At 65.0% G+C, this 26,126-nt stretch carries 24 protein-coding genes and 1 pseudogene; 13 read left to right on the plus strand and 12 right to left on the minus strand.

The genetic code is table 11. The features are described 5' to 3' along the window. Positions 1-46 precede the first annotated feature (46 nt). From argH to BI343_RS18195, 8 genes are all read right to left on the minus strand, one after another. The gene (gene argH, locus BI343_RS18160) at positions 47-1,426 is read right to left on the minus strand and encodes an argininosuccinate lyase (protein ID WP_071110771.1); all 1,380 of its coding nucleotides are present in this window, start codon (positions 1,424-1,426) and stop codon (positions 47-49) included. Between the two features lie 78 nt (positions 1,427-1,504). Beyond that, positions 1,505-2,263 carry a substrate-binding periplasmic protein gene (locus BI343_RS18165; RefSeq protein WP_169829045.1) on the minus strand — a complete coding sequence of 253 codons (759 nt, stop codon included), beginning with the start codon at positions 2,261-2,263 and terminating at the stop codon, positions 1,505-1,507. A 199-nt stretch (positions 2,264-2,462) separates the two neighbouring features. Continuing rightward, the gene (locus BI343_RS18170; RefSeq protein ID WP_043627751.1) at positions 2,463-3,197 is read right to left on the minus strand and encodes an amino acid ABC transporter ATP-binding protein; all 735 of its coding nucleotides are present in this window, start codon (positions 3,195-3,197) and stop codon (positions 2,463-2,465) included. 5 nt (positions 3,198-3,202) lie between these two features. After that, positions 3,203-3,868 carry an amino acid ABC transporter permease gene (locus BI343_RS18175; protein ID WP_071110811.1) on the minus strand — a complete coding sequence of 222 codons (666 nt, stop codon included), beginning with the start codon at positions 3,866-3,868 and terminating at the stop codon, positions 3,203-3,205. After that, positions 3,868-4,608: an amino acid ABC transporter permease gene (locus BI343_RS18180; protein ID WP_043627748.1), complete on the minus strand. Its 741-nt coding sequence runs from the start codon at positions 4,606-4,608 to the stop codon at positions 3,868-3,870. Before BI343_RS18180 ends, BI343_RS18175 begins: the two co-directional genes overlap by 1 nt. Before the next feature lie 156 nt (positions 4,609-4,764). Continuing rightward, entirely contained in the window at positions 4,765-5,664 is a 900-nt protein-coding gene (locus BI343_RS18185) for a glutamate/aspartate ABC transporter substrate-binding protein (RefSeq protein ID WP_071110773.1), read from the minus strand. A gap of 110 nt (positions 5,665-5,774) precedes the next feature. Beyond that, positions 5,775-6,563, minus strand: coding sequence for a 16S rRNA (adenine(1518)-N(6)/adenine(1519)-N(6))-dimethyltransferase RsmA (gene rsmA, locus BI343_RS18190; protein WP_071110774.1), 789 nt, complete (start codon positions 6,561-6,563; stop codon positions 5,775-5,777). Positions 6,564-6,669: 106 nt separating this feature from the next. Further along, positions 6,670-7,878, minus strand: coding sequence for a Bcr/CflA family efflux MFS transporter (locus BI343_RS18195; protein ID WP_083341064.1), 1,209 nt, complete (start codon positions 7,876-7,878; stop codon positions 6,670-6,672). 248 nt (positions 7,879-8,126) lie between these two features. Here BI343_RS18195 and BI343_RS18200 point away from each other — a divergent pair, with 248 nt between their 5' ends. Further along, positions 8,127-8,723 (plus strand): Maf family protein, encoded by a 597-nt coding sequence (locus tag BI343_RS18200; protein WP_071110775.1) that lies wholly within the window; start codon positions 8,127-8,129, stop codon positions 8,721-8,723. A 16-nt stretch (positions 8,724-8,739) separates the two neighbouring features. After that, the gene (gene rng, locus BI343_RS18205) at positions 8,740-10,236 is read left to right on the plus strand and encodes a ribonuclease G (protein WP_043627741.1); all 1,497 of its coding nucleotides are present in this window, start codon (positions 8,740-8,742) and stop codon (positions 10,234-10,236) included. Between the two features lie 212 nt (positions 10,237-10,448). Here the strand turns inward: rng and BI343_RS18210 are convergent, their stop codons facing one another. Next, positions 10,449-11,681 (minus strand): M23 family metallopeptidase, encoded by a 1,233-nt coding sequence (locus BI343_RS18210; RefSeq protein ID WP_071110776.1) that lies wholly within the window; start codon positions 11,679-11,681, stop codon positions 10,449-10,451. 501 nt (positions 11,682-12,182) lie between these two features. On the opposite strand from BI343_RS18210, the gene BI343_RS18215 reads away from it, so the two are divergent. From BI343_RS18215 to BI343_RS18225, 3 genes are all read left to right on the plus strand, one after another. Then, a complete protein-coding gene (locus tag BI343_RS18215) occupies positions 12,183-12,452 on the plus strand; it encodes a hypothetical protein (RefSeq protein ID WP_071110777.1) in 270 nt (89 codons plus the stop codon). Between the two features lie 211 nt (positions 12,453-12,663). Continuing rightward, positions 12,664-13,281, plus strand: coding sequence for a glutathione S-transferase family protein (locus tag BI343_RS18220; protein WP_071110778.1), 618 nt, complete (start codon positions 12,664-12,666; stop codon positions 13,279-13,281). A 64-nt stretch (positions 13,282-13,345) separates the two neighbouring features. After that, positions 13,346-14,014 carry an O-methyltransferase gene (locus BI343_RS18225; RefSeq protein WP_071110779.1) on the plus strand — a complete coding sequence of 223 codons (669 nt, stop codon included), beginning with the start codon at positions 13,346-13,348 and terminating at the stop codon, positions 14,012-14,014. 61 nt (positions 14,015-14,075) lie between these two features. Here BI343_RS18225 and BI343_RS18230 read toward each other — a convergent pair whose 3' ends face one another. Next, positions 14,076-14,828 carry a BPSS1780 family membrane protein gene (locus tag BI343_RS18230; protein WP_043627734.1) on the minus strand — a complete coding sequence of 251 codons (753 nt, stop codon included), beginning with the start codon at positions 14,826-14,828 and terminating at the stop codon, positions 14,076-14,078. A gap of 241 nt (positions 14,829-15,069) precedes the next feature. Here BI343_RS18230 and tkt point away from each other — a divergent pair, with 241 nt between their 5' ends. The 8 genes from tkt to moaE all read left to right on the plus strand — a co-directional run bounded on the left by tkt (position 15,070) and on the right by moaE (position 23,630). Beyond that, entirely contained in the window at positions 15,070-17,058 is a 1,989-nt protein-coding gene (tkt, locus tag BI343_RS18235) for a transketolase (RefSeq protein ID WP_071110780.1), read from the plus strand. Positions 17,059-17,151: 93 nt separating this feature from the next. After that, on the plus strand, positions 17,152-18,162 hold the full coding sequence (gene gap, locus BI343_RS18240) for a type I glyceraldehyde-3-phosphate dehydrogenase (protein ID WP_071110781.1): 1,011 nt from the start codon (positions 17,152-17,154) through the stop codon (positions 18,160-18,162). Between the two features lie 397 nt (positions 18,163-18,559). After that, positions 18,560-19,735 carry a phosphoglycerate kinase gene (locus BI343_RS18245; protein ID WP_071110782.1) on the plus strand — a complete coding sequence of 392 codons (1,176 nt, stop codon included), beginning with the start codon at positions 18,560-18,562 and terminating at the stop codon, positions 19,733-19,735. 140 nt (positions 19,736-19,875) lie between these two features. Then, positions 19,876-20,505 carry a LysE family translocator gene (locus tag BI343_RS18250; protein ID WP_043627727.1) on the plus strand — a complete coding sequence of 210 codons (630 nt, stop codon included), beginning with the start codon at positions 19,876-19,878 and terminating at the stop codon, positions 20,503-20,505. Between the two features lie 82 nt (positions 20,506-20,587). Continuing rightward, on the plus strand, positions 20,588-21,652 hold the full coding sequence (fba, locus tag BI343_RS18255; protein ID WP_043627725.1) for a class II fructose-bisphosphate aldolase: 1,065 nt from the start codon (positions 20,588-20,590) through the stop codon (positions 21,650-21,652). Positions 21,653-21,947: 295 nt separating this feature from the next. Then, positions 21,948-22,805, plus strand: a complete 858-nt coding sequence (locus tag BI343_RS18260) for a substrate-binding periplasmic protein (protein ID WP_169829046.1) — start codon at positions 21,948-21,950, stop codon at positions 22,803-22,805. Between the two features lie 74 nt (positions 22,806-22,879). Next, entirely contained in the window at positions 22,880-23,131 is a 252-nt protein-coding gene (gene moaD / locus BI343_RS18265; RefSeq protein WP_071110813.1) for a molybdopterin converting factor subunit 1, read from the plus strand. A gap of 1 nt (position 23,132) precedes the next feature. Next, a complete protein-coding gene (moaE, locus tag BI343_RS18270; RefSeq protein WP_071110784.1) occupies positions 23,133-23,630 on the plus strand; it encodes a molybdopterin synthase catalytic subunit MoaE in 498 nt (165 codons plus the stop codon). A gap of 188 nt (positions 23,631-23,818) precedes the next feature. Here moaE and BI343_RS18275 read toward each other — a convergent pair whose 3' ends face one another. Further along, positions 23,819-25,432 carry a response regulator gene (locus tag BI343_RS18275; RefSeq protein ID WP_071110785.1) on the minus strand — a complete coding sequence of 538 codons (1,614 nt, stop codon included), beginning with the start codon at positions 25,430-25,432 and terminating at the stop codon, positions 23,819-23,821. A 104-nt stretch (positions 25,433-25,536) separates the two neighbouring features. After that, positions 25,537-26,126, minus strand: a pseudogene (locus tag BI343_RS18280) (response regulator); the annotation flags it as partial.

Raw genomic sequence — 26,126 nt, forward strand, 5'->3', positions numbered from 1 at the left:
ATGCAAAAACCCTCCGGGCGGAGGGTTTGGCGGACGCGGGGCGGGCTTATGCCAGCCGTGCGCGGTGGCGTGCGATCTGCGTTCTTACCTGGGTCGGCGCGGTCCCGCCGACGTGGTCGCGCTGCGCCAAACTGCCTTCCGGCGTCAATACGGTATAGACATCTTCGGCGATCAGCGCACTGAAGCCCTGCAGCACCGGCAGCGCCAGCTCGGACAGATCGACGCCCTGCTGTTCGGCATGGCGCACCGCCAGCGCCACCACTTCGTGGCTGTCGCGGAAGGGCAGGCCTTTTTTCACCAGGTAGTCGGCCAGGTCGGTGGCGGTGGCGTAACCCTGCAGCACGGCCGCGCGCATCGCCTCCGGCTTCACCGTCACGCCGCGCATCATGTCGGCGTAGATGCGCAGCGTGGTCTGCAGCGTGTCCACGGTGTCGAACAGCGGCTCCTTGTCTTCCTGATTGTCCTTGTTGTAAGCCAGGGGCTGCGCCTTCATCAGCGTGATCAGCGCGATTAGGTGGCCGACGACGCGGCCGGACTTGCCTCGCACCAGCTCCGGCACGTCCGGGTTCTTCTTCTGCGGCATGATGGACGAGCCAGTGCAGAAGCGGTCGGCGATGTCGATGAAGCCGACGCGCGGGCTCATCCACAGGATCAGTTCTTCCGACAGCCGCGACAGGTGGAGCATGGCCAGACTGGCGGCGGCGGTGAATTCGATGGCGAAGTCGCGGTCGGACACCGCGTCCAGCGAGTTGTGGCAGACGTCGTCGAAACCCAGCAGGCTGGCGGTGTAGTGGCGGTCTATCGGATAGGTGGTGCCGGCCAGCGCCGCCGCGCCCAGCGGCAGGCGGTTGACGCGCTTGCGGCAGTCCAGCATCCGTTCGGCGTCGCGCGCCAGCATTTCCACATAGGCCAGCAGGTGGTGGCCGAAGGTCACCGGCTGCGCCACCTGCAGATGGGTGAAGCCGGGCATCACGGTGTCGGCGTGCCGCTCGGCCAGATCCAGCAGGCTCTGCTGCAGCTCCGCCAGCAGGCCGACGGTGGCGTCGATCTCGCCGCGCAGCCACAGCCGGATGTCGGTGGCGACCTGGTCGTTGCGACTGCGGCCGGTGTGCAGGCGCTTGCCGGCGTCGCCGATGCGGTCGGTCAGCCGGCGCTCGATGTTCATGTGCACGTCTTCCAGATCGACGCTCCACTCCATCTGGCCGGCGCGGATTTCGGTGCGGATGTCGGCCATGCCTCGTCGGATCGCATCCAGATCGGCGTCGCTGAGCACGCCGGATCGATTCAGCATCGCGGCGTGCGCCAGCGAGCCTTCGATGTCCACCTCGGCCAGGCGGTAGTCGAAGCCGATGGAGGCGGTGTAGTGCTTGACGAGTTCGGAAACCGGCTCGGAAAAGCGGCCGGACCAGGCGTGTTGGTCTTGCATGGCGTTGCGTCCCACTGGTGATCGTGCAAAGACCCTACTATGCCAGCCGCCACCGCGCGCGGCCAGTACGGATTTTTGCTAGCGAATCCGGGCGCGTTCGAAAGCCAGCAGGCGGGAGATGGTGCCGTCGGCCAGCATGGCGCGCAGCGCGTGTTCAAATTCGGCTTTTTCCGGCTGCAATGGCGAATGGCGCGCCAGGGCCAGCCGGTTGGGATGGGGATTGTCCAGCGTCAGCCGCGCGCGCTGCACCCGGCCGGCGAATTCCTCGGTGGACGCCAGCAGCGCGCTTTGCTGCTCATTGTCTATCAGCACGTCGACGCGGCCGGCCACCAGCTTGCGGAAGCTCGATTCCACCGTCGGCCCGGCGTCGCGGCGGATGCGGCCATCGGCGTCGAATTGCGGCTGGTACTGCACGCCTTCCACCACGCCCACCGTCAGCGGCAGCAGGTCGGCGTAATGGCTGATGTCGCGGCTGTCGCCGCTGCGTTGGTAAAACGCCAGCCGGTTGTCGTTGGCGAACGGCGGCTCCAGGAAGTCCAGATAGCGCGCCCGCTGCGGCGTGTTCTGCACGCCTATCATCAGGTCTGCCTTGCCATTCTGCATGGCGGCCAGACAGCGCGACAGCGGGCAGGGCAGGAAATGCAGCGAGAGATGCATGCGCCGCGCCAGCTCGCGCACGATATCGGTGTACGGCCCGGCCGGCTGGCCTTGGCTGTCGAATGTTTTCCAGGGGGCGAATGCGTTGTAGGCGAAAACCAGCGCTTGCGGCTTAGCCTGCGCGGCGGCCAGCGCCGAGGCGGACAGAACGAACAGCAACAGAGCGGTCAGTTTCTTCACGGTGGTTTTGCTTGGAAATGTTTTCAGCAATCGTATCCGGTAATTGCGAATGACATGGTTTTTGTTGTTGCCCGATGAGTTTGGCTGTTGCAAAAAGGCAGTTTTCAGCGCTTTGCCATTTTCATGGCGCGCCCGCAGGCGGTGCCGATGCAAAAAGCCCGCGCCAAGGCGCGGGCTTGGGTCTGGCCGGAAAACCGGATCAATGCTGCAGGATTTTCGACAGGAACTGCCGCGCGCGCTCGCTGCGGGCATCCAGATTGCCGAAGAATTCGTCTTTCTTGCAATCCTCGACGATGCGGCCCTGGTCCATGAAGATCACGCGGTCGGCCACGCGGCGGGCGAAGCCCATCTCGTGCGTCACGCACATCATGGTCATGCCCTCGTGCGCCAGCTCGCTCATCACATCCAGCACTTCGTTGATCATTTCCGGGTCGAGCGCGGAGGTCGGCTCGTCGAACAGCATGGCGATGGGGTCCATCGCCAGCGCGCGGGCGATGGCCACGCGCTGCTGCTGGCCGCCGGACAGCTGGCCGGGGTGCTTGTCGGCGTGGGCGCGCAGGCCGACGCGGTCCAGCAGCTTCAGGCCCTTGTCCGCCGCCTCGTCCCGGCTGCGGCCCAGCACCTTGACCTGGGCGATGGCCAGGTTCTCGGTGATGGACAGGTGCGGGAACAGCTCGAAGTGCTGGAACACCATGCCTACGCGGCTACGCAGCTTGGGCAGGTCGGTTTTAGGATCGCCCACCGAGATGCCGTCGACGACGATCTCGCCCTGCTGGAACGGCTCCAGCGCGTTGACGCACTTGATCAGGGTGGATTTGCCGGAGCCGGACGGCCCGCACACCACCACTACCTCGCCCTTGGCGACCTCGGTGGTGCAGTCGGTCAGCACCTGGAAGTCGCCATACCATTTGCTGACCTTGTTCAGCGAAATCATTGCAGTCATACAGCCAACCTTTGTTGCAGGCGCTTCACCAAACGCGAAGCGCTAAAACTGATTACGAAGTAGACCACGCCGGCGAATATCAGGAATTCGTGCGGCAGGCCGACGATGTCGCCCTTGGAGCGGGAGGTATTCAGAAAATCCATCAGTCCGACAGCGTATACCAGAGACGTATCCTGGAACAGGATGATGGACTGCTGCAAGAGCAGCGGCAGCATCTTGCGCAGCGCCTGCGGCAGCACGATCAGCGCCATCACCTGGTGGTAGCGCATGCCCAGCGCGTAGGCGGCATTGGGCTGGCCTTTCGGTATCGCCTGGATGCCGGCGCGGACGATCTCGGCGAAATACGCCGCCTCGAACATCACGAAGGCGGTGAGGCAGGAGGTGAAAGCGCCCACCGGCTCCAGGCTGCCGGTGATCCGGTTCAACAGCAGCGGCACCGCCAGGTAGAACCAGGAGATCACCAGCAAGAGCGGAATGGAGCGGAAGTAATAGATGTAGGCCGTGGCCAGCGCCGACAGCGGTTTGAAGTCGGATAAGCGCGCCAGCGCCAGCACAATCCCAAGCAACACGCCGCCTATCACGCCGCCGGCCAGCATCTTCAGTGTCAGCAGCATGCCTTGGCTCAGTCCGGGCAAGGCGGGAACGATTTGGCTGAAATCCATCATTTGCCTCCCATCATGCCGGGCACCCTGAGCTGTTTCTCCAGCCCGTTCATCAGCAGCATCAGGCTCATATTGAGCACGAAGTAGATGACGGTGGCCAGGGTGAAAGCCTCGAAGATATTCGCGGAATACTCGGCGGTCTGCCGGGTTTGCGCCAGCAACTCCATCAGCCCGATCAGCGACGCCACCGACGAGTTCTTGATGATGTTCAGGAACTCGCTGGTCAAGGGCGGGATGATGACGCGCAGCGCCTGCGGCAGCAGCACGTGGCGGTAGGTTTGCGCCTGCGAGAAGCCCATCGCCATGGCGGCGTTGCGCTGACCTTTAGGCAATGCTTCGATGCCGGTGCGCACCTGTTCCGCCACGCGGGCGGCGGTGAACAGGCCCAGGCAGACGACCACCGACAGGAACTGCGAAGTCGTCGGCGACAAGTCCTGCTTGAACCAGACCTGCGCGCCCTCCGGCAGCAGGTCCGGCACCAGGAAATACCAGATGAACAGCTGCACCAGCAACGGCACATTGCGGAACAAATCGATATAAGCGGCGGCGAGCGCGGCCGGCCAGCGCGTGGGCAGCGTGCGCGCCACGCCGACCACCGTGCCGATGGCGAGCGCGATGAGCCAGCCGCTCAGCGCCACCGCCAGCGTCCAGTACAGTCCGCTGGCAAACCAATTGAGATAGATTTCGCTACCGACGCCGGTAGGTTTGAAGAAGATTCCCCAGTCCCAGTGATAATTCATGGCAACCACTCCCAGCCGCGCGGTCGTCAGACGGCGCGGCGATTGATGCCCCTGCCGGCCCAAGACGGCCGCGCAGGGTGAAACCGCCGCCTGCTTGGGCAGGCGGCTTGGCGTTCAAAGCTTCAGGGCGAAGGCCGCAGCCGCGGCCAGGCCGGCTTACTCGGCGGGCTTGTCGGTCGGCTTGGCCAACAGCGCCTTCAGCTCGTCGGACATCGGGAAGTTGAGGTTCAGGCCTTTCGGCGGCACCGGGCTGGTGAACCACTTGGCGTAGATCTTGTTGATCTCGCCGGACTTGAAGGTATTGGTCAGCGCGGTGTCCACCACCTTCTTGAAGGCCGGGTCGTCCTTGCGCAGCATGCAGCCGTAGATTTCATACGACTGCGACTTGCCGGTCACGGTCCAATTGGCCGGGTTCTTGGCCTTGGCCATTTCGCCGTACAACAGCGCGTCGTCCATCATGAAGGCGGCGGCGCGGCCGGATTCCAGCATCAGGAACGATTCGCCGTGGTCCTTGGCCGAGATCACGTTCATGCCCAGGTTCTTGCTGGCGTTCATCGCCTTGATCAGGCGTTCGGACGTGGTGCCGGCGGTGGTGACCACGTTTTTGCCCTTCAGGTCCGGAAAGTCCTTGATGCCGGAGGTCTTGGCCGTCAGCAAGCGGGTGCCGATCTCGAAGATGCCGACCGAGAACGCCACCTGCTTGCCGCGTTCAGCGTTATTGGTGGTGGAGCCGCACTCCAGGTCCACCGTGCCGTTCTGCACCAGCGGGATGCGGGTCTGCGAGGTCACCAGGTTGTAGCGCACCTGCAGGTTCGGCATCTTCAGTTCTTTCTTGACCTCGTCCACCACTTTATTGGCGAGGTCCACCGAATAGCCGATCGGCTTCTGGTTGTTGTCGTAGTACGAGAACGGGATGGACGAATCGCGGTTGCCCAGCACGATCACGCCGGATTCCTTGATCTTCTTCAGCGTGCCGGTCAGCTCGGCCGCGCCTGCAGGCAGGGAGGCCAGTGCGGCCAAGGTACATCCGGCAATGACGGAGGTGCGGATATGCATGGAGTTTCTCCTTATAGACTCTCTTTGCGGGGGAGGCGGCGCCGCTTGGGCGGCGCCTTGATCTTCTTTTTAGCGATTGTCTGACAGTATGCTGATATTTTTTGTTTGTGTCAGGACTGAATGCCTTTGTCAGATAAATGGTTAGCCAGGCGGACATAGTCCTCCACCGGCAGGTTCTCCGGACGCAGGCCGGGATCGATGCCCAGCGCCTCCAGATCGGCCGCATCGACCAGGCCCTTGAGATTGTTGCGCAGCGTCTTGCGGCGCTGGGCAAAGGCCTGGATCACCAGTTTTTCCAGCATCGCCTCATCGCGCGCCACGCCGCAGCGGCCCGGCGCCGGGATCATCCGCACCACGGCGGAATCCACCTTCGGCGGCGGCCAGAACGCCTCCGGCGGCACGAACAGGATGTTTTCCATGTAGAAGCGGTACTGCAGCATGACGGAGAGCCGGCCGTAATCGGCGGTGGACGGCTCCGCCACCATGCGCTCGATCACTTCCTTCTGCAGCATGAAGTGCATGTCCAGCACGCGGTTGCCGTAGCTGGCCAGGTGGAACAGCAGCGGCGTGGAGATGTTGTACGGCAGGTTGCCGACGATCTTCAGCGGCTGTTGGCTGACCGAGGCGAAATCGAAGGCCAGCGCGTCGCCGGCGTGGATGGTCAGCTTGTCGGTTGGATGCTCGGCCTTGAGCCGCTCGATGATGTCGCGGTCGATTTCCACCACATGCAGGTGCTTGAGACGCGCCAGCAGCGGTTTGGTGATGGCGCCCAGGCCGGGGCCGATTTCAATGACAATGTCGTCCGGTTGCGGGTTGACCGCGTGGACGATGCCGGCGATGACGCTGGCGTCCTGCAGGAAGTTCTGCCCGAAACGCTTGCGCGGGATGTGAGTGCTCATGAATTTGCCAAAACTTGGAACAGCCGCGATTGTACTCGCGCCGCGGCAAATGTCCCAAGCGATTCAGGCAGTTGGCCTGATTTCCCGCAGCGCCTGCGGGAAATCGTCAAGCGCCCGCCGGCGCCGGCACCCCAGGCTGGCGCAAGGCCAGAGCGCAGCCGGCGGACAGCACCAGCGCCGCGCCGGCCAGCGCCCACTCGCCCGGCACCGGCAAGGCGGCCAGTCCGGCCGACAGCGCGGCGGCGAACAGCATCTGGCTGCAGCCCAACAAGGCGGCGGCGCGGCCGGCGGCATGGCTGAACGGCGCCATCGCCAGGCTGCTGGCCGGCCCCAAGGTGAAGGCGAAGCCCACGCTCAACACCGCCACCGGCCCCATGTAATGCCAGGCTTCGCCGCGGCCGGAAAACACCAGCAGCAGCAAGCCGGCCAAGGCCATCAGGCTGAGCCCGCAGTGCAGCAGCGCCTGCAGCGAAAAACGGCCGATCAGCCGCAGGCTGGCGAAGCTGGCGGCCATGATCAACAAGGCATTGGCGCCGAACAGCAGACCGAAGGCGGCAGCGTCCATCCCGCCGCGGGCGATCAGCACGCCGGGAGCCAGTGTGACGTAGCTCAATATCATGCCCAGCGCGGCGCAACTGCAGGCGCCGTAGCGCAGCAGTTCCGGGTGGCGCAGCAAATCGGCGCTGCCGATGCGCTCGGCCCGCGGCGGCGCGGCGGGACGCGTCTCCGGCATGCGCCAGGCCAGGACGGCGAAGGCGGCCAGGGCCAGCGCCGCCAGCAGCTGGAAACAGGACGGCCAGCCGTATTGCCGGATCAACAAGCCGCCCAAGGACGGCGCCAGCGCCGGCACGATGCTGAGCGTGCCGTTGAGCAGGCTGTAGCGGCGGGCGGCCGCGTGGCCGGAGTAGCAGTCGCGGATCAGGGTGAAGGCGCATACCGCGCTGGCGCTGGCGCCCAGCCCCTGCAGCATGCGCGCCAGCATGAAACCGGACAAGGCGCCGCTGCGGCTGGCCAGCACGGAGGCGGCGGCATAGACCAGCAGGCCGCCCAGCGCTACAGGGCGGCGGCCGATGCGGTCCGCCAGCGGCCCGAACAACAGCTGGCCCAAGCCCAGGCTGAACACGAAGGCGCCGATGCTGGCCGAGGCGTCGGCATGGAATTGGCTGTGCAGCTGCGGCAACGCCGGCAGGTAAAGATCAATCCCCAGCGGGTTGAACAGGATCAACAAAATGGCGACGGCAGTGGCTAAATTGGCGTGATGGGCGTTAAGGCGGGCATGCGGCATGGCGCGAGACGGCTGGCGGAAAATAGCCATGATACCAAAACAGTCTATTGATGCTCAATTTGCATAAAATAAATCATCGGTAAGATTGATGGCATGAACGCGCGCTGGCCTGCGCCCGCGCGGCTTACAAATGTTTACCAATCCGCGCCCTGCGCCAAGTGCTTGAATCCACGGACGCGTCACGGCGCACGCGCCGGGCTGTCGCGGTGGAAAGATGGTTGGCCGCCTGCCGCTCTGGTAACCTAGGCGGCAGCCAAAGAACAAACGAGCAGCCTGACATGATCGCCAATGACAATAGAATATATCTCGCCTCCGGCAGCCCGCGCCGGCGCGAGATCCTGGAGCAGCTTGGCCTGAATCTGGAGCGCATCCACGCCGACATCGACGAAACGGTGCGTCCTGGCGAAGACGCCGTCGCCTACACCGAGCGGCTGGCGCGCGAGAAGGCCGAGGCGGGCTGGCAAGTGGTGGCGTCTTGCGGCCTGCCGGAGCGCCCGCTTTTGGCGGCCGACACCACGGTGACCCAGGACGGCGAAATCTTCGGCAAGCCGGAAGACGCCGCCGACGCCCGCCGCATGCTGCTGGCCTTCTCCGGCCGCAGCCACCAGGCGATCACCAGCGTGGCGGTCAGGCGCGGCGACAAGCTGCTGGTCCGGACCTCGGTCACCGACGTTTATTTCAAGAAGCTGTCCGACGCTGAAATCCAGCGCTACATCGACAGCGGCGAACCGTTCGACAAGGCCGGCGGCTACGGCATCCAGGGCCGCGCCGGCGTCTTCATCGAGCGCATCGCGGGCAGCTACACCGGCGTGATGGGCCTGCCGGTGTATGAAACCGCCTTGCTGTTGGCCGAGTTCGGCTTCGATCTGCCGTAAGCCAAAGGACGCCATCATGCTGCATCAATCGATAGCCCTGCCGCGCGACCTGCCGCGCCCGCAGGAACAGATACTGGTCAATATCACGCCGCAGGAAACCCGCGTCGCCGTGCTGGAAGAAGGCGTGGTGCAGGAATTGCACGTCGAGCGCGCCGCCAGCCGCGGCATCGTCGGCAATATCTACCTGGGCCAGGTGAAACGCGTGCTGCCGGGCATGCAGAGCGCCTTCATCGAGATCGGCCTGGAGCGCGCCGCCTTCCTGCACATCGCCGACGTGCTGGAGCAGCGCCAGCATCCGACCGAGCCGCAGCGCATCGAGAAGATGCTGTTCGAAGGCCAGACCGTGCTGGTGCAGGTGATCAAGGACCCGATCGGCACCAAGGGCGCGCGGCTGTCGACGCAGATCTCGCTGGCCGGCCGTTTCCTGGTGCATCTGCCGCAGGAAGAGCACATCGGCGTGTCGCAAAAGATAGAAAGCGACAGCGAGCGCCACAACCTGAAGGCGCGGCTGGAGAAGCTGCTGCCGGCCGGCAGCCCCAGGGGCTACATCATCCGCACCAGCGCCGAAACCGCGCGCGACGACGAGCTGGCCGCCGACGTCGAGTACCTGTCCAAGCTGTGGACCGACATCAAGCAGAAGTCGCAGACGCTGCCGGCGCAAAGCCTGCTGTACGACGACTTGCCGCTGGCGGTGCGCGTGCTGCGCGACATGGTCAGCGGCTACACCGAAAAAGTGCTGGTGGATTCCAACGAGAATTACAGCCGCATGGTGGAGTTCGCCGAACAATACGTGCAGATCGCCGTCGACAAGATCGAGCGCTACGCCGGCGAGCGGCCGCTGTTCGAGCTGCACGGCATCGAGGCCGAGATCGACAAAGCCTTGGCGCGCCGCGTCAACCTGAAGTTCGGCGGCTATCTGATCATCGACCAGACCGAGGCGATGACGACGATAGACGTCAACACCGGCGGCTTCGTCGGCAACCGCAACTTCGACGAAACCATTTTCAAGACCAATCTGGAGGCCACCCAGGTCATCGCCCGCCAGCTGCGGCTGCGCAATCTGGGCGGCATCGTCATCGTCGATTTCATCGACATGGACAGCGACGAACACCAGGCGGCGGTGCTGTCCGAGCTGGCCAAGGCCATGGCGCGGGACCGCACCCGGGTGACGCTGAACGGCTTCACCAGCCTGGGGCTGGTGGAAATCACCCGCAAGCGCACCCGCGAAAGCCTGGCCCATGTGCTGTGCGAACCCTGCCCCACCTGCCAGGGCCGCGGCGAGATCAAGACCGCGCAGACGGTGTGCTACGAGATCCAGCGCGAGATCGTGCGCGAGGCGCGGCAGTACGACGCCAAGAGCTATCGCATCCTGGCCGCGCAATCGGTGATCGACATGTTCCTGGACGAGGAGTCGCAGAGCCTGGCCATGCTGGTGGACTTCATCGGCAAGCCGGTGTCGCTGTCGGTGGAATCGAGCTACACGCAGGAGCAGTTCGACGTAGTGCTGCTGTGAGGTAGGGCGGAAGCCCGGCTGCGCCGGGCGTTCCGCCGGTTCCGCTGCGCGGAACGGTCATCCAAGAACGGGCAATCGCTACCGCGCGCTTGCCCGTTTTGCTTGGCGCGACCGCTGGCCGCAGACGCATTGTGGATAAAAGATGATTTTGTGGCTTGGTGTGGATAAGTTGCCGACGCCCTGAGGCAGCCGCTTCGCGCTAGCCCACGCGCTTACCAGGGACGCTGCGATGCCGGGCACAGCGGCGCCACCGCTTGATTGCTGCCGGTGTCGACGAAGCCATCGCTGACCCACAGACCGGCCGAGGTCTGGTTCCAGATGTCGGTTCTGCCCCAGACGCCGTCCACCGGCTCGGCGCGGACATGGCAAACCAGCGCCACGCTTTCGCCGCGCTTGGCCTTGCCGCCGATTGGCGCGCCGAGGCTGGGCGAGGTGCGCAAGTTGACATGGCTGTTTCCGGCTTTGGGCGTGGCCACGCCGCTGAAGCCGCCTGGCTGCGGAGACGGCGGCGCGGGTTCCGCGCCGTCATGGTAATGCACCAGCCGGCCGCCTACGTTCACCCGGTTGCCATCGCGTTGCGCATAGCCCTGATAGGCGCGGTTGCCGGCAAAGAACTGCCAGCCGCCCAGACGCTTGCGGTTGACTGGCTCGGCCTGCCCCTGATGAATCAGCGAAAAATGGACGTGCGGCCCGGTGGTGCTGCCGCCGCAGGGCAGGCCGTTGCCTATGGTCCCCAGATACGCGCCCTTGTCCAGCCGTTGGCCGTCTGGCACGGAAGTCAGATTGATCATGTGGTAGTAGGTAGTGGAATAGCCATTGTCATGCACCAGTTTCACCAGCGCGCTGCCGTTGCGCACGCAGCTTTTGTAGATCACGCCGGCTTGCGGCGCCAGCACCTTGCCATCGCCGCCGGCAAAGTCGATGGAGTCATAGGGCTGGCTTTCGCCGCTGTAGCCATGCGGCCCGCCGGTCATGCTCCAGGCCGCGCCGGCGCGCCAGGGCAAACCCAGGCCGGTGTTTTCCGGCGCCAGCCGTTTGGATTGCGCCAGTTGGCTGCGCCAGGCGCGCTTTTCCGCCTCGCTTAGCCAACCGGCTGGCGCTTGCTCCAATAACTCGGCGAAACGCGGATCGTCATCCAGCGCCAGCTGCCAGCCTTCCGCTTGGCGTCGGGCCATGAACAGGCGTGACACCGGCACGCGGTCTTCGCCGGTCATTTGCGTGGGCAGCGGCTGGGTGGCCGAGCCGAGTACCCAGACTTGGTCCGGCGTTGCGCGATTGGTTTCCACCAGCGTGTCCATTTGGGAGCCGCTGGCCAGCGGCTGTGTCCGCAGCAGGGCCCGGCTGGCGGCCAGGCGCAGGCTGTCATCCTGCGTCGCTTGGGCCGCCATGGCGGGACCAGCGGCAAGCAGGGAGATCAGGGAGATAATGGAAATGAACGGTTTCATGCCGGGCTCCTCATCGTTATGAGCGTGCGGTGCAAGGCCGGATGGCCGTTTGCGACCATAGCCGCGAAACCTGAACTGGGCAGCTGGCCTTACGTACGACGGAATCGCTGGAACTTTGGCGGAGATGGACGTTGGGCGTGGGCGCGGCAAATGTCAACAGTCACTATGGGCTGTTGACGTTTGGTGATCGGTCGCGCCGGGATGCGTTTTGCTCCGAATCGAGGCGTTTCGCGCGCCGCATAGTCATTCTCTGCCAGCGCGGAACAACGAAGAGTCGGCGCGAAAGGCACCCGGCCCTACGGGTTTGGCCGCTTTGGGCCGGAAGCCACGTTGCCCAGCCCTTGCATAGAATGACTATGCGTCGGACTGTGCGCCTTGCTTCCGGCCCAAATCGGCGCAAACGCGATCCACTCACCAAACGTCAACAGCCCCTAGGCCCGGCAAACCCGCTACACTCAAAATGACAGTCTCGTGACGGTTATGCGACAGGAGGGGAAAGCCATGGACGCGCTCAGCCGTGAAAACCTGCTGTGCCTGATGCAGGATGTGGAGGCGGAGGATCCGATAGACTACGCCGACCTGCCGTTTGATGAACAAAACTTGCGCGAGCTGATCGTCGATTCGCTGTTAGAGCGGGAACTGGTTTTCCGCGCCGAAGAACCGGACGAGGCCAAGCGCATGCTGGTGTATCTGGCCGCCACCGCCCGGCTGACGCTGGAAAACATGGTGCTGCACGCCCGCTTGCTGCGCGCCGGGCTGGAGGACGGTTAAGGCCGCTCGCCGCGGCCGCCCTGTTCTGGAGGGCGGCGGATGGCGTTCCTTGCTCATCCGTCAAGCTGCCGGCTGAAGTCCCGTCCACGGATGACCGTGCGATTTGACAGGCTGTCGCGTTGAGCAGAACACACTGTTAAATGGCCAAAATAAACATTTGGCATGGCGGGTGGTATGCTGTTCATCCCACTTCTTCCTTCAGGATGACCCCATGCTCCGCCTGCTCGGCCGCGCCAACTCCATCAATGTCCGCAAGGTGCTGTGGACCTGTCATGAAATCGGCCTCGACTACCAACGCGAGGACTGGGGACGCGGCTTCCGGCCGGTGACCGATCCTGAATTTCTGGCGCTGAACCCCTTCGCGCAAGTCCCGGCGCTGGTCGACGGCGACACCGCGCTGTCCGAATCGAACACCATCTGCCGCTACCTGGCCGCCAAACATGGCCGCCATGATCTGTTGCCGCAGGAAGCCGCCCTGCGCGCCCAAGTCGAAAAATGGATGGATTGGCAGCTCAGCGAGCTGAACGGCAGCTGGATGTATGCCTTCCACGCGCTGAGCCGCAACAGTCCGGACCACCAGGATCCGGCGCGCATCGCCGAAAGCGTGGAGGCTTGGAAAAAGCAGATGGCGCTGCTGGAGTCGCAGCTCGGCGAACGCTGGATTCTGGGCGAGACCTTCACTCTGGCCGACATCGTGCTGGGGGTGTCCGTCCAGCGCTGGTTGCTGACCCCGTTCGACAAGCCGGCGCTGCCGAAGACCGAGGCTTATTTCGAGCGTTTGCGCCAGCGGCCGGCCTACCGCGCCCACGGCGGCGAAGGCGTGGCCTGAGCGCGGTCCCTTTTCGGTTTGCAAGCCTGCTTCAAGCAGGCCGCCCCCCACCTAGGAGAATGAGATGCACGACGCACGATGGACCGCTCTGGATGACTACTACGGCGCGGCGTTGGTGCAGCAAGACGCCGCGCTGGAAGCGGCGCTGGCCGACAGCGCGGCTGCCGGGCTGCCGGCGATCAGCGTGGCGCCGAATCAGGGCAAGTTCTTGAACTTGCTGGCCCGCATCCATGGCGCGAAGCGGATTCTGGAGATCGGTACCTTGGGCGGCTACAGCACCATCTGGCTGGCGCGCGCCTTGCCGGCGGACGGCAGGCTGGTGACGCTGGAGTTCGAGCCGAAGCATGTCGAGATCGCCGCCGCCAACCTCAAACGGGCCGGCGTGGCGGACAAGGTGGACATTCTGCAGGGCGCGGCGGCGGATTCGCTGCAGCGGCTGATCGCGCAAGGCGCGGCGCCGTTTGATTTCATCTTCATCGACGCCGACAAGCCGAACAATCCGGTCTATCTGGAGCTGGCGCTGCAGCTGTCGCGCCCCGGCACGGTCATTGTTGGCGACAACGTCGCGCGCGGCGGCGCGGTGGCGGATGCGACCAGCGCAGACCCGGCCATCCAGGGCATACGCCGCTTCATCGAGCTGATGGGGGCCGATCCGAGAATGTCCGCCACCGCGGTGCAGACCGTGGGCGCCAAGGGGCATGACGGCTTCGCGCTGGCCATCGTCGAACGCTGACCAGGCAAGCAAAACGGGCAGCGGCTCACGCCCGCTGCCCGTTTTCCTATGCCGCTCCTGCTTACAACTGGGCGGCAGGCTGCGGCTGGCCGAACACGTCCTTCCAGCTGGTGTAGGCGGTGACGAAGGCGATGGGGCACCACAACAGCAGGCCCAGGCCCAGCGTCAGCATGGCCGGAATCAACAACAGGCCCAGCACCAGGCCGGCCACCAGCATCGGCAGCCAGTTGGACAGGCCGGCGCGCAGGCTGGCCAGAATGGCCTGCCACGGCGAGACATTTTCCAGCGCCACCAGCGACGGGGCGAACCAGTAGCTGAGGCTGACCACGAACATCACCAGCGACATCATCAGCAGCAACACGGCGACGAAGCCGCCGGCCGCGGCCGGCTTGCCATCGATGGCGAGATGGCCGCTCGCCATACCGCTCATCATCCCGGTGGACACCCCGGCCATGCCGACGATCAGCATCGCCGCCGCCATCAGCGCGAAGAATATCGCGCCCACCTGCAGCAGCGGGCCGGGCATCAGGCGGAAGCCCGCGAACAGGTCGCCCAGCTCCAGCTCTTCGCCGCGTTCAGACTTGCGCGCGGCCATCACGAAAGCGCCGGCGAACACCGGGCCGATGACGGCGCCGATCAGGCCGCCGATGAACGGCACCAGGTTGATCACAAAATGAATCATCAAGTAGACCAGGGTCAGCAGCACCCAGGTCAGGGGCTGCTCGCGCACGATGTAAAACGCTTCCACGCACCAGCGCCAGCCGCGGCCGGCGCCCACTTTGCGGGCTGGGGGCGGGGTGTCGAATGACTGCATATTCGGTCTCCGTTGCGGCGCACGCGGCGCCGGATTTGGGGAAAAGAAGGCTAGACCATGCCTTCTGTACATGGTTCTGCTTGATTCTACTCAATTTGTGTGTGGGATGGCTGGTTGCCGGAAAGTGCCAAAATCGGCGATAATCCGGCGGTTTTGCGACGGTTTACCCATGTCGCCAGCAGCATCGAGCGGATGGAAGAACCGTCGTTCCGGTTCCCAATAGTCTTGAGGTTTTACCGAAATGGTTACCCGCACCGAGCTTGCCAACGCCATCCGCTTCCTGGCCATGGACGCCGTGGAAAAAGCCAAATCCGGCCATCCGGGCGCCCCGATGGGCATGGCAGACATCGCCGAAGTCCTGTGGCGCGATCACCTGAAGCACAATCCGGCCAACCCGTCTTGGGCCGACCGCGACCGCTTCGTACTCTCCAACGGCCACGGCTCGATGCTGATCTACAGCTTGCTGCACCTGACCGGCTACGACCTTTCCATCGACGACCTCAAGAACTTCCGCCAACTGCACTCCAAGACGCCGGGCCATCCGGAGTACGGTTACGCGCCGGGCATCGAAACCACCACCGGCCCGCTGGGCCAGGGCATCACCAACGCCGTGGGCATGGCGATGGCCGAGAAAATGCTGGCCGCCCAGTTCAACCGCGACGGCCACGCCATCGTCGATCACCACACCTATGTGTTCATGGGCGATGGTTGCCTGATGGAGGGCATCAGCCACGAGGCCTGCTCGCTGGCCGGCACCTGGGGCCTGAACAAGCTGATCGCCTTCTGGGACGACAACGGCATCTCCATCGACGGCCACGTCGAAGGCTGGTTCAGCGACGACACCCCGGCCCGTTTCGAAGCCTACGGCTGGCAAGTGATCCGTAACGTCAACGGCCACGATCCGGTGGAAATCGCCACCGCCATCGCCACCGCCAAGCAGAGCGCCGACAAGCCGACGCTGATCTGCTGCAAGACTACCATTGGTTTTGGCGCCCCCACCAAGCAGGGCAGCCACGACTGCCACGGCGCGCCGTTGGGCGCGGCCGAAATCGCCGCCGCGCGCGAACTGCTGAAATGGCCGCACGCGCCGTTTGAGATTCCGGCCGAGATCTATGCCGAGTGGAGCGCCCGCGACCAGGGCGCCGTGGCCGAGATCGAATGGAACAAGCGCTTCGACGCCTACCGCGCCGCGCATCCGGAGCTGGCCGCCGAGTTCGAGCGCCGCATGAAGGGCGAGCTGCCGCAAGGCTGGGTGGAGGCTCAGGCCGCCGCCATCGCCAAGATCAACGACGCCGCCCAGACCGTGGCCACCCGCAAGGCAAGCCAGATCGCGCTGGAAGCGCTGTCGCCGCTGCTGCCGGAGTTCGTCGGCGGCTCCGCCGACCTGACCGGCTCCAACCTGACCAACTGCTCCGGCTCCAAGTGGATCAACCGCGAAGGCCAGGGCAACTACATCAGCTACGGCGTGCGCGAATTCGGCATGGCCGCCATCATGAACGGCATGACCCTGCACGGCGGCCTGCGCCCGTACGGCGGCACCTTCCTGATGTTCAGCGAGTACGCCCGCAACGCGCTGCGCATGGCCTCGCTGATGAAGATCAATCCGATCTTCGTGTTCACCCACGATTCGATCGGCCTGGGCGAAGACGGCCCCACCCACCAGCCGGTGGAGCAGACCGCCACCCTGCGCTACATCCCCAACCACCACACCTGGCGTCCGTGCGACACCGTGGAGGCCGCGGTGGCCTGGGCGCACGCCATCGAGCAAAAGACCACCCCGAGCAGCCTGGTGCTGAGCCGGCAGAACCTGCCGTTCGTGTCCCGCGACGCGGCGCAGATCGCCGCCATCCGCAAGGGCGGCTACGTGCTGCGCGACGCGGCCGGCGCCAAGGCCGTGCTGATCGCCACCGGCTCCGAAGTGGAGCTGGCTCTGAAGGCGCAGGAAACGCTGGCCGCCGAAGGCGTGCCGGTGCGCGTGGTGTCCATGCCTTGCACCAATGTGTTCGACGCGCAGGACAAGGCCTGGCAGCAGAGCGTGCTGCCGGCGGGCTTGCCGCGCGTGGCCATCGAAGCCGGCCATGGCGATTTCTGGCGCAAGTATGTCGGCCTGGAAGGCGAAGTGGTGGGCATCGACCACTTCGGCGAATCGGCCCCGGCTGGCCAGCTGTTCAAGGAATTCGGCTTCACCGTGGAGAACGTGGTCGCCAAGACCCGCTCCGTGTTGCGTTAAGCAGTCGACAGACCACCGCGGCGACGCGGTGGTCTTTTTTTGCCGCGTCATGTAGTCGCCGCACTACAAAAAGCATCTGGAGAAGAGAGAAGCATGACCATCCGCCTCGCCATCAACGGTTACGGCCGCATTGGCCGCCAAGTTTTGCGCGCCATCTACGAAAACAAGTTGCACGACGATTTCAAGGTGGTGGCCGTGAACGCTTCCGGCGACCTTGCCATCAATGCCCACCTGACCCAATTCGACACCGTGCACGGCCGCTTCCCCGGCACCGTGGAGCAGGACGGCGAACACTTGATCCTCAATGGCGACAAGATACCGTTCTTCAGCACGCGCAACCCGGCCGAGCTGCCGTGGCGCGCGCTGGAGGTGGACCTGGTGCTGGAGTGCACCGGCGCCTTCACCAGCAAGGAAAAGTGCCAGGCGCACTTGAACGCCGGCGCCAAGAAGGTGTTGATTTCCGCGCCGGGCGGCGACGACGTCGACGCCACCATCGTCTATGGCGTGAACCATGAGGTGCTGACGCCGGAGATGACCGTGGTGTCCAACGCCAGCTGCACCACCAACTGCCTGGCCCCGGTGGCCAAAGCGCTGCACGACGCGCTGGGCATCAAGAAGGGCCTGATGACCACCATCCACGCCTTCACCAACGATCAGGTGCTGACGGATGTGAAGCACAAGGACCTGCGCCGCGCCCGCTCCGCCACCGACAATATGATTCCCACCAAGACCGGCGCCGCCAAGGCCGTCGGCCTGGTGCTGCCGGAGCTGAAGGGCAAGCTGGACGGCTTCGCCGTGCGCGTGCCCACCATCAATGTGTCGCTGGTGGACCTGACCTTCACCGCCATGCGCGATACCTGCAAGGACGAAGTCAACGAGATCCTGCAGGGCGCTGCCAATGGCGCGATGAAGGGCATCCTGGGCTTCAACACCCTGCCCTTGGTGTCCGGCGATTTCAACCACACTGAAGAAGCGTCGACCTTCGACGCCACGCTGACCAAGGTGACCGGCGGCAATCTGGTCAAGGTGCTGGCCTGGTACGACAACGAGTGGGGCTTCAGCTGCCAGATGCTGCGCACCGCGCGCGCGATGTTCCAGTGCTGATCCAGCCGTAGGGCGGATGCCCCGCTAGGGGCGATCCGCCATCTTGTCGCGGGGCCAGTTGGCTCGGATGGTAACGATGGGCGCGGCGGAACGCCCGGCCAGGCCGGGCTTCCGCCCTACGGAAAACCTCGGCCGCATGCCAAACGCGCTGTTGTTTTGTTACATGGCGCGCGCAAGAAATTTGATTGGTGTTAAAGTGACGCCGCTGAATCGGCATACACTGCCGGATAGGGGCGAGCGCCGGGCGCGCCAGATCCATCCGCCCGCGGCCTTGCGCCGCGGTGGGAAATTTTGCAACAGCGCGCCGGGTATCGTCCGCGGTTTCGCCTTATCCCGTTCCGCAAGCCACTGGCTGCTTGCCGGATCGTCCCGCATCCAAACCTGAGTGAGTGAAGCGATGAAATTCAACAAACTCTCCGAGCAGAATCTTTCCGGCAAGCGCGTTCTGATCCGCGTCGACATGAACGTTCCGCTGAAAAACGGCGTGATCGGCGAAGATACCCGCATCCGCGCCAGCCTGCCCACCATCGAGCACTGCCTGAAGGCCGGCGCCGGCGTGATGCTGATGACCCACCTGGGCCGTCCCACCGAAGGCGAGCCGAAGCCGGAAGACAGCCTGGCGCCGGTGGTGGCCCGCCTGTCCGAGCTGCTGGGCAAGCCGGTGCGCCTGCAAGCCGATTTCCACAACGGCGTCGAACTGGCCCCGGGCGAAGTGGTGATGCTGGAAAACGTGCGCCTGAACAAGGGCGAGAAGAAGAACAACGAAGAGCTGGGCCGCGCCTACGCCGCCCTGTGCGACGTGTTCGTGCATGACGCTTTCGGCACCGCGCACCGCGCCGAGGCCTCCACCCACGCCGTGGCCAAGTTCGCCCCGGTGGCCTGCGCCGGCCTGTTGCTGTCGGCCGAGCTGGACGCGCTGGGCAAGGCGCTGCAGGCGCCGGCCCGCCCGATGGTGGCCATCGTCGCCGGCTCCAAGGTATCGACCAAGCTGACCATCCTGGAAGCGCTGGCCGACAAGGTGGACCAGCTGATCGTGGGCGGCGGCATCGCCAACACCTTCCTGCTGGCGGAAGGCAAGGCCATCGGCAAATCGCTGGCCGAAGCCGAGCTGGTGGAAGACGCCAAGCGCGTGATCGCCAAGATACGCGCCCGCGGCGGCGACGTGCCGCTGCCGAGCGACGTGGTGTGCGCCAAGGAATTCGCCGAAACCGCCGCCGCCGTCACCAAGCCGGTGGGCGAAGTGACCGCCGACGACATGATCCTGGACATCGGCCCCGATTCCGCCAAACAGCTGGCCGCCATCATCGCCCAGGCCGGCACCGTGGTGTGGAACGGCCCGGTCGGCGTGTTCGAGTTCGACCAGTTCGGCAACGGCACCAAGACTTTGGCCCAAGCCATCGCCCAGTCCAAGGCGTTCTCGATCGCCGGCGGCGGCGACACGCTGGCGGCCATCGCCAAGTACGGCATCACCGACGACATCAGCTACATCTCCACCGGCGGCGGCGCCTTCCTGGAATTCCTGGAAGGCAAGGAACTGCCGGCGGTGGCGATTCTGGCCGAGCGCGCCCACTAAACGGGAGACGCCATGGCGGCTTTTGCCGCCATGGCGCTTGCGGATGACGATATGTTGGCAAAGACAGGATGTGAGATGAGCCGCCGCCTGACCCGGTCGCTCCGTTATACTGGCGGGTATCCCCCCACCAGGAGAACGTGATGTCTTTGCAAACCTGGCTGTTGTTCGTCACGACCGTCTTTTTCGTCTCCGCCACCCCCGGCCCCAATATGCTGCTGGCGATGACGCACGGCATCCATTACGGCGTGCGCCGCACGCTGATGACTTGCCTGGGCCTGATGACGGCTCTGGGCCTGATTATGGCCGGCTCGGTGGCCGGCCTGGGCGCGCTGCTGGCCACCTCGGAGTTGCTGTTCTCCATCGTCAAGTACGCCGGCGCGCTGTATCTGGTGTATCTGGGCGTCAAAACCTGGCGCAGCCTGCCGCAACCGGTGGCCGAGCTGCGCGAGGACGACAGCGGCAAGCATGGTCCGTGGGCTTTGTTCCGCCATGGCTTTCTGGTGGCGATGAGCAACCCCAAGGCCTTCATCTTCTTTACCGCGCTGTTCCCGCAGTTCATGAACGCGCACCAGCCGCAGGGGCCGCAGCTGGCCATCCTGGCGGCCACGTTTTACCTGATCGAGTCCTGCTGGCAGCTGACTTACGCCAGCAGCGGCGCCCGGCTGGCGCGCTGGTTGAACAGCGCGAGCCGGCTGCGGATGGTCAACCGCTTCAGCGGCGGCGCCTTCATCGGTGCCGGCGTGCTGCTGACCGGCTTGTCCAGACAGTAACCATCACGGCTGCCGATTCGCCATCGCCAGCCGTTTTTTTCGAACTGGCCCCGCCACGGCGGGGCTCACGAGGGAGAGATTCATGGCACTCGTTTCCATGCGCCAGCTGCTGGATCACGCGGCTGAATTCAGCTACGGCCTGCCGGCCTTCAACGTCAACAACCTGGAGCAGATGCGCGCCATCATGGAGGCCGCCGACAAGGTGAACGCCCCGGTGATCGTGCAGGCTTCCGCCGGCGCCCGCAAATACGCAGGCGCGCCCTTCCTGCGCCACATGATCCTGGCCGCGGTGGAAGAATTCCCGCACATCCCGGTGGTGATGCACCAGGACCACGGCGTGAGCCCGGACGTCTGTCAGCGTTCCATCCAGCTGGGCTTCTCCTCGGTGATGATGGACGGCTCGCTGAAGTCCGACGGCAAGACCCCGGCCGACTATGACTACAACGTCGGCGTCACCCGCACCGTGGTCAGCTTCGCCCACGCTTGCGGCGTGTCGGTGGAAGGCGAAATCGGCTGCCTGGGCAGCCTGGAAACCGGCATGGCCGGCGAGGAAGACGGCGTCGGCGCCGCTGGCGTGCTGGATCACAGCCAACTGCTGACCGATCCGGAAGAAGCCGCCCGCTTCGTCAAGGACACCGGCGTGGACGCCCTGGCCATCGCCATCGGCACCAGCCACGGCGCCTACAAGTTCACCAAGAAGCCCACCGGCGACGTGCTGCGCATCGACCGCATCAAGGAAATCCACGCCCGCATCCCCAACACCCACTTGGTGATGCACGGCTCCTCCAGCGTGCCGCAGGAATGGCTGCAGATCATCAACCAGTACGGCGGCGATCTGGGCGAAACCTACGGCGTGCCGGTTGAGGAAATCGTCGAAGGCATCAAGCACGGCGTGCGCAAGGTCAACATCGACACCGACCTGCGTCTGGCCTCCACCGGCGCCATCCGCCAGTTCATGGCCAAGAACCCGGCCGAATTCGACCCGCGCAAATATTTGGCCAAAACCATCGAAGCGATGCGCGATGTCTGCATCGCCCGCTACGAGGCGTTTGGCGCGGCAGGCATGGCCAGCAAGATCAAGCCGATCAGCCTGGACGCGATGGCCGACAAGTACCTGAAAGGCGAGCTGGCGCAAATCGTGCGCTGAGTCCTGTGACAAGCTGCGACAACTGTTTGTAAGAACAGTGTAAAAGCTCTTGTCACCTGAAGTGATGATCTGTGATAATTCAATTGTCATTTCAGGAAAAGGGATTGTATGCAGCCCAGTCCGCAATGCGACTGTCCTGCCATACGGCTTACCCGACCCGCCCGCGAGGCGGGTTTTTTTTGCGCCTTGTTTCCCGCGGATCGGCTGAAATAGACGTCCTGCTCGTGAATTCGGTAGCGGGCAGCTACATTGATAGCGTCGAGAAACGATCGCCGAGGCTGAAATGTGGAGAGGCTTGCTGCTGGCTGGATGGAGCGCGCTGGTCTTTGCCGCCAGCGACACCGTGATTGTGTATCCTGCCAGCGCGCCCGGAGATATGCGCTATGAGGATATCCGCGAGCTGCTGCAAACCGCATTGCAGCAAACGGAAGACCAATATGGCACATTCCGTCTGGAGCCGAGCAAATGGGTGATGGAGGAAGACCGCGCTCAGACTGAGCTGCGTCGCGGCGACGTCGATGTCATCTGGTCATCCACCTCCGAGCAGCGCGAGCGCGATTTGCTGCCGGTGCGCATCGATTTGCGCAAGGGGCTGCTTGGTTACCGCATCGCCCTGATCGACGGCCGGCGGCAGTCGGCTTTCGACGCCATCCAGGCCGCCGCCGACCTCAAACATTGGCGCATAGGACAGGGCAAGGATTGGGGGGATGTCGAGGTCTACCGCGCGGCGGGCATTCCGCTGGTATTCGGCAGGTACCAAAGCCTGTTCGGCATGCTCATGCTGGGCCGGTTTGACCTGTATCCGCGCAGCGTGTTGGAGGTTTTCGACGAATATCGACGCTACTTTCGCCAATACCCCCATCTGGCGGTGGAGCAGCGGCTGGTGTTCTACTATCCGTGGCCTTATTATTTTTTTTGCAACCGCGCCAATCCAAAGCTGGCGCAGCGGCTCAAGCTAGGCCTGGCGCGGATGCGGGCCAATGGCAGTTTCGACGAAATTTTCTGGAAATACCATGGCGAAGTATTGCGTCAGGCCGCCTTGCGCGATCGCCGTTTGATTTCGCTGCCGAATCCCCTGCTGCCGTCAGACGCGCCGTTGACGGACAAGTCCATGTGGTTCGACCCGCTGCGGGACCGTCCGCCCAAGCCTTGACCTGCATGCTTTCCCCTTGCTGGCAGTTTGCTTACACTGCTGCCATGAGCAAGGCAGCCCGCATGGGGAAATTCATGAAACTGAACCTGCTGTATTTCGCCCGTCTGCGCGAGACGCTGGGCGTGGAGAGCGAGCAACTGGACAGCGATGCCGCCAGCGTGGCGGAGCTGTTGACCGAATTGCGCCAACGCGGCCATGTCTGGGCGCAGGAACTGGCGGCGGACAAGGTATTCCGCGTGGCGGTGAACCAGGAGATGGCCAGACTGGACACGCCGCTGGCCGACGGCGACGAAGTGGCGGTGTTTCCGCCGGTCACCGGGGGCTGAGATGGCGGTCAACCACATCCGGGTGCAGGGCGAGGATTTCGACGTCGGGGCCGAGGTCAGGCGTTGGTCGGCCAATCCGGCCTGCGGCGCCGTGGTCAGCTTCACCGGCCTGGTGCGCGATTACGGCGACCGTCAGGACGTGGTGGCGCTGGAGCTGGAGCATTATCCGGGCATGACCGAGAAGGCGCTGGCCGACATCGTGCGCGAGGCGCGCCTGCGCTGGTCCTTGAAAGGCGTGACGCTGATCCATCGCGTGGGCCGGCTGGCGCTGGGCGACAATATCGTGCTTGTGGTGACGGCCAGCGGCCACAGGCGCGACGCTTTCGAGGCCGCCTCGTTTCTGATGGATTACCTGAAACGGCAGGCGCCGTTCTGGAAGTGCGAGATCCTGGCCGACGGCAGCCGCCATTGGGTGGACGCCAAGGCCAGCGACGAAACCGCCGCCGCGCGCTGGGACCAGGCGCCTGGCTCTAATCCCCCGCCGGTGAAGCCGGCGTGACGAACGCCGGCCGCGGCCAGCCATCCAGCCGGTAATGGCGGGCGGCTCAGTCGGCGGCCCTTTGCAAGTGCAGCGGCGTCACCTCGCCCAGGAAGGCCAGCGTCAGATGCAGCTGGCGGGCAGGCAGTAGGCGGCCGCCGCCCAGCCGCTGCCAGGCACGCTTGCGGCGGCAGACAGGCGAGGAAAGCTCAATCGCCCGGACCCAGCAGCGCCTGGCGCCGCTTGACGAAGCCGCGCGCCCGCTCGTTGTTCTGCGGCAGCCAGGCCAGCAGCTCGTCCAGCGAGTCCATTTCCCAGCCCTTGGGCTGGCCGGCTTCGCGCCGGTTTTCCGCGATGCGCAGCAGCATGGCGCAGCCGTAGTGGCCCAGCCGGCTGTTCAGGGTGCGCATCGCTTCGCGGTGCAGCATGCGCGCCGCTTGCTCCAGCTCGCCCTGGTTGGCTTGCGCCAATGCGGCGCGGCTATGCTCTTGCAATTCGGCGTAGGCTTGGGCGATGGCCTCGCCGCAGGCCGACTGCGCCTGGGCGATTTCCTGCAGCGTGCCCAGTTCGTGGCGGCCATCGGCAAAGCGCAGGCCGATCAGCCGCGCCCATTGCGGCGTCTGCTCGCCGCCTTCGCTCGGCGCCAGTTGGACCGCGGCGGACAGGAAGCGCTGCGCGCTGTTGAAGTCCACTTCCGGCGCCAGCAGCCATTGCGCTGCCTCCCGCAGCTGCTCTAGCGCCAGGGCCGGCCGTTGCTGGGCCAGCGCTGCCAGCGCGCGGCATACCGCCATGGTCAGCGGGCCGCCGGTCAATTCTTCCTGGCGGGCGGCGATGTCGCTCTGCAGCCGGTCCAGCTGCTGGGTCTGGCCGCTGACGCAGCGGGCCTGCAGCAGATCCACCATCGCCTCGGGGCCGAAGAAGCTGTTGTTGCGGCCGATGTCCACCGCTCTTTGCAGCGGCTCCACCGCGCGGGTCGCTTCGCCGCTGCGCAACAGCGCGGTGCCGAAGCAGTGCAGGCGCTGGAAGTTGCGCGGCGACAAGGCCACGGCTTTTTCCAGCACGGTGGAGGCTTGGGCGTAGTCGCCGTCGTCGACCAGGTTTTGCGCCAGCAGGTCGTAGGCCTCGGTGTAGCGCGGCGCGGCGGCGAGGACCTGGTCCAGCAGCGCGCTGGAGCCGGCGCCGTCGCCCTGCTCCGCCAGGATGCGCGCCACGCCCATCTTGGCCCAGGGCAGATCGGCTTGGGCCAGCACGGCGCGGTACAGCTCCAGCGCCGCCTCGTACTGCCCCTCGCGCGTTTGCAGCTCGCCGCACAGCCGCAGCGCGTCCAGACGCTGCTGGCGGCTCTGCGCCTGCTGCGCTAGGTCCAGCAGCGTCTGGATCGCCTGCTCCGCCCTGCCCTTGTCGAGCAGCTTGTGCGCCGGCGTCAGCCAGGCCTTGCGCCGCGCCGCGGCCTCCAGCCGGTCAAGCAGCTGCTGGGCGGTGAACGGCTTGAGCACGTAGTCGTCCGGAGTCATTTCGGCGGCGCTCATCACCTGGCCGTAGTGGCGTTCGCCGGTGATCATCACCCACAGCGTGGATAGCGACAGCGCGCCGGTCTTGCGCATCGCCTCCAGCAGCTCCTGGCCGTTCATGCCGTGTCCCAGGTTGTAGTCGCACAGCACGACGTCGTAGCGCCGGCCGCGCAGCCGGCCTTGCGCGTCGGAGGCGTTGCTGGCGGTTTCGGTTTGGGTGACGCCGGCCATGGCCAGGATGGCGCGCATGCCCTGGGCCATGGTGAGGGCGTCTTCGACGATCAGGACCGTGGTGTTTTCATCGAATGCCATATTGGGTCTCGCGACAGCGCTGTTGGGATGGCGGATAGGCCGCATCAGCGCGGCCGTGGCATGGGTTCAGTTTAGGCGCTGCTTGTCCTCATTTGAGCGGACGCTTATTCGAGGTCTGGGTTCAGCGCCTGGTGGCGCTTCACGAAGCCGCGCACCCGGTCGTTTTCTTCCGGCAGCCAGTGCAGCAGCTGTTGCACCTGTTTTTCCTCTTCGGGGAACGGCTGCTTGGCCTTGCTGCGGGTTTCGCAGGTGCGAAGCAGCAGCGCGCAGGCGTTCATGCTGATCCGTTCGTTCAAGGTTTTCTGCGACAGCAGGTACAGCATGGCGGCCGCTTCTTCCAGCATGCCGTTGCTGGCCAGCTCCACCGCCTTGTTGCTCTCGGTTTGCAGCGTGTCGTAGGCGGTCTGGATGGCTTCGTGGCAGGCCGGATGCTTGTGGGCGATTTCCAGCAGCGTGCCCAGCTCGTGGCGGCCGTCGGCGAAGCGCAGGCCTATGCTGTGCGCCCATTGCGGCGGCAGCTCGCCGCTCTGTTCCGGCGGCAGCCGCACTGCGGCGGAGAGAAAGCGCTGGGCGCAGGAAAAATCGGTCTCGCGGGCGCGCAGCGACTCGGCCACCGCCTGCAGCTGCGCCAGCGCGTCGGCCGGTCGGTTTTGCGCCAGCGCGGTCATGGCGCGGCAGACCGCCATCGTCATCT

The organism is Chromobacterium amazonense (assembly GCF_001855565.1).
In the GTDB taxonomy this organism is placed as follows: Bacteria; Pseudomonadota; Gammaproteobacteria; order Burkholderiales; family Chromobacteriaceae; genus Chromobacterium; species Chromobacterium amazonense.